This window comes from Stenotrophomonas sp. PS02297 (assembly GCF_029959705.1).
In the GTDB taxonomy this organism is placed as follows: Bacteria; Pseudomonadota; Gammaproteobacteria; order Xanthomonadales; family Xanthomonadaceae; genus Stenotrophomonas; species Stenotrophomonas nitritireducens.
This window is the reverse complement of record NZ_JASCOS010000158.1, coordinates 1-6,550: the sequence shown is the minus strand read 5'-3', so window position 1 is coordinate 6,550 and position 6,550 is coordinate 1. Positions and strand designations below refer to the sequence as shown.

The window sequence follows — 6,550 nt, the reverse complement described above, 5'->3', positions numbered from 1 at the left end:
GCGCGCCGCTGGCCTCCGCGTCGAGCAGCAGGGCATGCGCGCGTGCGGTGGCGCCGCCGTGGCGCGGGCCGGACAGTGCGGCCAGGCCCGCGCTGACGGTGGCGTGCAGGTGCGCGCCGGTGGAGGCGACCACGCGCGCGGCGAACGCGGATACGTTCAATTCGTGGTCGGCGCACAGCACCAGCGCCGAGCGCACCAGCCCGGCGAAGCCGGCATCGCCGGGCCGCCACGCGTCGGCGAGCAGGCGATGCACCGGCCGCGCGTCGGGCTGGACGCCGACCAGCAGCGCGGCGTTCTGTCGCAGCAGCGTCGCCGCCACTTCGCGCCGCACCGGCGCGGCGGCATTGAGCGACTGCCGCTGTTCCAGCGCCAGCAGCGGGATGCAGGCCATGGTGCGTTCCAGCGGTGGCAGCGCGGTATCCAGCGCCAGCGCCGCCACGCGTTCCGGCCAGGCCGGGGGCGGCGGCACGGCGAACGGATCCTGTTCCTCGCATTCCCACAGCAGCCGCGCGATGTCCTCCAGCGTGGCGCCGGCGCGCGCCGCCGCCACCGCCGAGCGGCCGCGGTAATACGGCGCGTCCGGGCGGATCAGCGAGATCCGCGTCTCCAGCACCGGCAGGCCGCGGTCCAGGCTCTGCGCCGCGCCGCGTTCGGCGCCGCGGCCGGCGCGCTTGCGTTGCGCCAGCCGTTCCACCTCGGCGCGCAGGTAGACGCGGCTGCGCGGGTCCGGACCGGGCCGCGAACTGAGCTGGCCGCGGCTGACATAGGCATAGAGCGTGGCCGGGCTGATGCCGAGCAGGGCGCAGGCGTCGCTGGCGGGGATCAGTTCCGGTTCGGTGGGTTCGGTCATGGCGTTCAATATGTTGATTTATTGAATCAAGATTGATCAATGCTCTGGATGGTGCCAGATTGTGCGCCATCGCGGAACGGCCCTTTCGCCGCCGCCAGACCAGGAGTCCCGCCATGTCCCTTTCCTCCGCCGGCGCCGCCTTCCGCGCCGCCCTGGCCGCCGAGAAGCCCCTGCAGGTGATCGGCGCGATCAACGCCAACCACGCGCTGCTCGCCAAACGCGCCGGCTACAAGGCCATCTACCTGTCCGGCGGCGGCGTCGCGGCCGGCTCGCTGGGCCTGCCGGACCTGGGCATCAACACCCTGGAAGACGTGCTGATCGACGTGCGCCGCATCACCGATGTGTGCGACCTGCCGCTGATGGTGGACATCGACACCGGCTTCGGCCCGAGCGCGTTCAACATCGCGCGCACGGTGAAGTCGCTGATCAAGGCCGGCGCCGCCGCCTGCCACATCGAGGACCAGGTCGGCGCCAAGCGCTGCGGCCATCGCCCGGGCAAGGAGATCGTGTCGCAGGGCGAAATGGTCGACCGGGTGAAGGCCGCGGCCGATGCGAAGACCGACCCGGACTTCTTCCTGATCGCCCGTACCGACGCGATCCAGATGGAAGGCGTGGACGCGGCCATCGAGCGCGCCATCGCCTGCGTCGAGGCCGGCGCCGACGGCATCTTCGCCGAGGCCGCCTACGACCTGCCGACCTACAAGCGCTTCGCCGACGCGGTGAAGGTGCCGGTGCTGGCCAACATCACCGAGTTCGGCGCCACGCCGCTGTTCAGCCGCGACGAACTGGCCTCGGCCGGCGTCGCCATCCAGCTGTTCCCCCTGTCGGCGTTCCGCGCCGCCAACAAGGCCGCCGAGAATGTGTACGAGGCGATCCGCCGCGACGGCCACCAGCGCAACGTGGTGGACGCCATGCAGACCCGCGAGGAGCTGTACGACCGCATCGGCTACCACGCCTTCGAGGCGCAGCTGGACAAGGTGTTCGCGCAGAAGGGCGCATGATGGCCGTCCCTGCGGCCACCTGATTCCCGCCATGGCGACGACCTCCTCCCACAGCACCCGTGTCGACCGCCGCGATGCCGCGCGGCGCCTGCTGCAACGCGAGCTGGAGCAGTTGACGCCGGAAGAACGGGTGGTGGTCGAGCGCTTCATTTCCGGCGGGCGGGTCTCGCGCAACGTGCGGCGCGAGCTGCACGAGTCCCGCACCCTCGGAGAGCGGGTCGCCGACCGCGTCGCCGCGGTTGGTGGCAGCTGGACCTTCATCATGTGCTTCGGCGTGGTGCTGGTGGTGTGGATGATCGTCAACAGCTTCCTGCTGGCCAGGGCGTTCGATCCCTACCCCTACATCCTGCTCAACCTGGTGCTGTCGTGCCTGGCCGCGGTGCAGGCGCCGATCATCATGATGAGCCAGAACCGGCAGGCGGCGGTGGACCGCATGCATGCCGAGAACGACTATCAGGTCAACGTGAAATCGGAACTGGAAGTACTGCAGATCCACGAGAAGCTGGACGTGCTGCGCTCCCACGAATGGGCGCTGCTGGTCGAACAGCAGAACCGCCAGATAGAAATGCTGCAGCGATTGCTGGAATGCGCCACCGCGGCGCCCGGCGACGGCAGGCAGAAACAACCCTAATCCTTCCCACGGAGGCAGAAGACCATGTCAGAACAGACCACCGCCACGCCCGGCTTCAAGCCCAAGAAGTCCGTCGCCCTGTCCGGCACCGCCGCCGGCAACACCGCGCTGTGCACCGTCGGCCGCAGCGGCAACGACCTGCATTACCGCGGCTACGACATCCTGGACCTGGCCAATACCAGCGAGTTCGAGGAAATCGCCCACCTGCTGGTGCACGGCAAGCTGCCCAACAAGGCCGAACTGCGCGCCTACAAGGCCAAGCTGAAGTCGCTGCGCGGCATCCCGGCCGCGGTCAAGGCCGCGCTGGAGGAGCTACCGCCGTCGGCGCACCCGATGGACGTGATGCGCACCGGCGTCTCGGTGCTGGGCTGCGTGTCGCCGGAGAAGGACGACCACAACCACCCGGGCGCGCGCGACATCGCCGACAAGCTGATGGCCTGCCTCGGCTCGATGCTGCTGTACTGGTACCACTGGAGCCACAACGGCCGTGTCATCGACGTGGAGACCGACGACGACTCCATCGGTGGCCACTTCCTGCACCTGCTGCACGGCGAGCAGCCGCGCGAGTCGTGGGTCAAGGCGATGCACACCTCGCTGATCCTGTACGCCGAGCACGAATTCAACGCCTCCACCTTCGCCTGCCGCGTCATCGCCGGCACCGGCAGCGACATGCACAGCGCCATCACCGGCGGCATCGGCGCGCTGCGTGGGCCCAAGCACGGCGGCGCCAACGAAGTCGCCTTCGAAGTGCAGAAGCGCTACGAGACGCCGGACGAGGCCGAGGCCGACATCAAGGCGCGCGTGGAACGCAAGGAAGTGGTCATCGGCTTCGGCCACCCGGTCTACACCGTGTCCGATCCGCGCAACAAGGTGATCAAGGAAGTGGCGCGCGAGCTGTCGGCCGAGCAGCAGAACATGAAGATGTACGACATCGCCGAACGCCTGGAATCGGTGATGTGGGATATCAAGAAGATGTTCCCGAACCTGGACTGGTTCAGCGCCGTCAGCTACCACATGATGGGCGTGCCGACCGCCATGTTCACGCCGCTGTTCGTGATCGCCCGCACCGCCGGCTGGAGCGCGCACATCATCGAGCAGCGCATCGACGGCAAGATCATCCGCCCGAGCGCCAACTACACCGGCCCGGAAGACCAGGCCTTCGTGCCGCTCGACAAGCGCGCCTGATGCGCCGGCGCCTTCTCCCTGCGGGGAGAGGGCGCCTTCACGGGGAGCCGGCCCCTGCCGCTCCCCGCCGGGAAGCCGGCGATCACCGCGAAGCACGGGCGTGTCGATGCCGCCCCTCCCGCAAGCCCAGAGACTCACAGGCCAGCCATGAACACCGATTACCGCAAGCATCTTCCCGGCACCGCGCTGGACTATTTCGACGCCCACGAAGCGGTCGACGCAATCGCTCCCGGCGCCTGGGCCACCCTGCCGTACACCTCGCGCGTGCTGGCCGAGAACCTGGTGCGCCGCTGCGATCCGGCCACGCTCGCCGATTCGCTCAGGCAGCTGATCGAGCGCAGGCGTGACCTCGATTTCCCCTGGTTCCCGGCACGCGTGGTCTGCCACGACATCCTCGGCCAGACCGCGCTGGTCGACCTGGCAGGCCTGCGCGATGCCATCGCCGAGAAGGGCGGCGACCCGGCCAAGGTCAATCCGGTGGTGCCGGTGCAGCTGATCGTCGACCACTCGCTGGCGGTGGAGTGCGGTGGTTTCGACCCGCAGGCGTTCGAGAAGAACCGCGCCATCGAGGATCGCCGCAACGAGGACCGCTTCCACTTCATCGACTGGACCAAGCTGGCCTTCGAGAACGTGGACGTGATCCCGCCGGGCAACGGCATCATGCACCAGATCAACCTGGAGAAGATGTCGCCGGTGATCTACCAGCAGGACGGCGTCGCCTTCCCGGATACCTGCGTCGGCACCGACTCGCATACCCCGCATGTGGACGCGCTGGGCGTCATCGCCATCGGCGTCGGCGGACTGGAAGCGGAGAACGTGATGCTCGGCCGCGCGTCGTGGATGCGCCTGCCCGACATCGTCGGCGTCAAGCTGACCGGCAGGCCGCAGCCCAACATCACCGCCACCGACGTGGTGCTGGCGCTGACCGAATTCCTGCGCAAAGAGCGCGTGGTTGGCGCCTGGCTGGAATTCTTCGGCGAGGGCGCCGCGGCGCTGACCATCGGCGACCGCGCCACCATCTCCAACATGTGCCCGGAATACGGCGCGACCGCGGCGATGTTCTACATCGACCAGCAGACCCTGGACTACCTGCGCCTGACCGGTCGCGAGGAAGCACAGGTGGCGCTGGTGGAGAACTACGCGAAGACCGCCGGCCTGTGGGCCGACGCGCTGGCCACCGCACAGTACGAGCGCGTGCTCGAGTTCGACCTGTCCACGGTCGTGCGCAACATGGCCGGCCCGAGCAACCCGCATCGCCGCCTGCCGGTGTCGGACCTGGCCGAGCGCGGCATCGCGGACGAAGCCAAGCTGGAGAGCGGCAAGGGCGAGGAAGCGCAGGGCCTGATGCCCGATGGCGCGGTGATCATCGCCGCCATCACCAGCTGCACCAATACCTCCAACCCGCGCAACGTGATCGCCGCCGGCCTGCTGGCGCGCAACGCCAACGCGCGCGGCCTGGTGCGCAAGCCGTGGGTGAAGTCCTCGCTGGCGCCCGGTTCCAAGGCGGTGCAGCTGTACCTGGAGGAAGCCGGCCTGCTGCCGGAGCTGGAGAAGCTGGGCTTCGGCATCGTCGCCTTCGCCTGCACCACCTGCAATGGCATGAGCGGCGCGCTCGACCCGGCGATCCAGCAGGAGATCATCGACCGCGACCTGTACGCCACCGCCGTGCTGTCGGGCAACCGCAACTTCGACGGCCGCATCCACCCGTATGCCAAGCAGGCGTTCCTGGCCTCGCCGCCGCTGGTCATCGCCTACGCCATCGCCGGCACGGTGCGCTTCGACATCGAAAAGGACGTGCTGGGCATCGATGCCGACGGCAACGAAGTGCGCCTGAAGGACATCTGGCCGTCCGATGCCGAGATCGATGCGGTAGTGAAAGCCTCGGTCAAGCCGGAGCAGTTCCGCCGCGTCTACAACCCGATGTTCAACGTGCGCGTCGAGCATGGCGGCAAGGTCAGCCCGCTGTACGACTGGCGGCCGCGCAGCACCTACATCCGCCGCCCGCCGTACTGGGAGGGCGCGCTGGCCGGCGAACGCACCATGCGCGGCATGCGCGCGCTGGCGGTGCTGCCGGACAACATCACCACCGACCACCTGTCGCCGTCCAACGCCATCCTGCGTTCCAGCGCCGCCGGCGAATACCTGGCGAAGATGGGCCTGCCGGAAGAGGACTTCAATTCCTACGCCACCCACCGCGGCGACCACCTCACCGCGCAGCGCGCCACCTTCGCCAACCCGAAGCTGTTCAACGAGATGGTGCGCAACGACGATGGCAGCGTGAAGCAGGGCTCGCTGGCGCGCGTGGAGCCGGAAGGCAAGGTCATGCGCATGTGGGAAGCGATCGAGACCTACATGGAGCGCAAGCAGCCGCTGATCATCATCGCCGGCGCCGACTACGGCCAGGGCAGCTCGCGCGACTGGGCGGCCAAGGGCGTGCGCCTGGCGGGCGTGGAAGCCATCGTCGCCGAGGGCTTCGAGCGCATCCACCGTACCAACCTGATCGGCATGGGCGTGCTGCCGCTGGAGTTCAAGCCGGGCACCGACCGCCACACGCTGGGCATCGATGGCACCGAGACCTTCGACGTGGTCGGGCAGCGCACCCCGCGCGCCGACCTGACCCTGCGCATCCACCGCCGCGACGGCGGCACCGTCGAGGTGCCGGTGACCTGCCGCCTGGATTCGGACGAAGAAGTGGCCATCTACGAGGCCGGCGGCGTGCTGCAGCGCTTCGCGCAGGATTTCCTTGACGCTTCGCAGACCGCCTGATGTTTTCGACGGCCCGGCAACGGGCCGTCTTCCATTGCAAGGAATCGTTTCGATGTCCCCCCTCCCGCCGAGCCATGCTCCCCCGCAGCGCATTACCGCCCCCTACATGCGTGGCGG

Annotated in this window: 5 protein-coding genes; 4 read left to right on the top strand and 1 reads right to left on the bottom strand. The window is 68.7% G+C overall.

The features are described 5' to 3' along the window. The coding region (locus QMX80_RS17760; RefSeq protein WP_282278502.1) for a citrate synthase at positions 1-850 on the bottom strand (850 nt) is incomplete at its 3' end. A gap of 113 nt (positions 851-963) precedes the next feature. Between QMX80_RS17760 and prpB the strand changes: the two genes are divergently transcribed. From prpB to acnD, 4 genes are all read left to right on the top strand, one after another. After that, on the top strand, positions 964-1,851 hold the full coding sequence (gene prpB / locus QMX80_RS17755; protein WP_055764219.1) for a methylisocitrate lyase: 888 nt from the start codon (positions 964-966) through the stop codon (positions 1,849-1,851). Positions 1,852-1,882: 31 nt separating this feature from the next. Continuing rightward, positions 1,883-2,482, top strand: a complete 600-nt coding sequence (locus QMX80_RS17750) for a DUF1003 domain-containing protein (protein ID WP_055764222.1) — start codon at positions 1,883-1,885, stop codon at positions 2,480-2,482. Positions 2,483-2,506: 24 nt separating this feature from the next. Beyond that, positions 2,507-3,667 (top strand): 2-methylcitrate synthase, encoded by a 1,161-nt coding sequence (prpC, locus tag QMX80_RS17745; protein ID WP_055764225.1) that lies wholly within the window; start codon positions 2,507-2,509, stop codon positions 3,665-3,667. A 147-nt stretch (positions 3,668-3,814) separates the two neighbouring features. Further along, the gene (acnD, locus tag QMX80_RS17740) at positions 3,815-6,433 is read left to right on the top strand and encodes a Fe/S-dependent 2-methylisocitrate dehydratase AcnD (RefSeq protein WP_282278497.1); all 2,619 of its coding nucleotides are present in this window, start codon (positions 3,815-3,817) and stop codon (positions 6,431-6,433) included. Positions 6,434-6,550: the final 117 nt, after the last annotated feature.

Coding starts and splice junctions, on each gene's coding strand:
- prpB (WP_055764219.1), top strand. CDS start 964: ATGTCCCTTTCCTCCGCCGGCGCCGCCTTCCGCGCCGCCCTGGCCGCC.
- QMX80_RS17750 (WP_055764222.1), top strand. CDS start 1,883: ATGGCGACGACCTCCTCCCACAGCACCCGTGTCGACCGCCGCGATGCC.
- prpC (WP_055764225.1), top strand. CDS start 2,507: ATGTCAGAACAGACCACCGCCACGCCCGGCTTCAAGCCCAAGAAGTCC.
- acnD (WP_282278497.1), top strand. CDS start 3,815: ATGAACACCGATTACCGCAAGCATCTTCCCGGCACCGCGCTGGACTAT.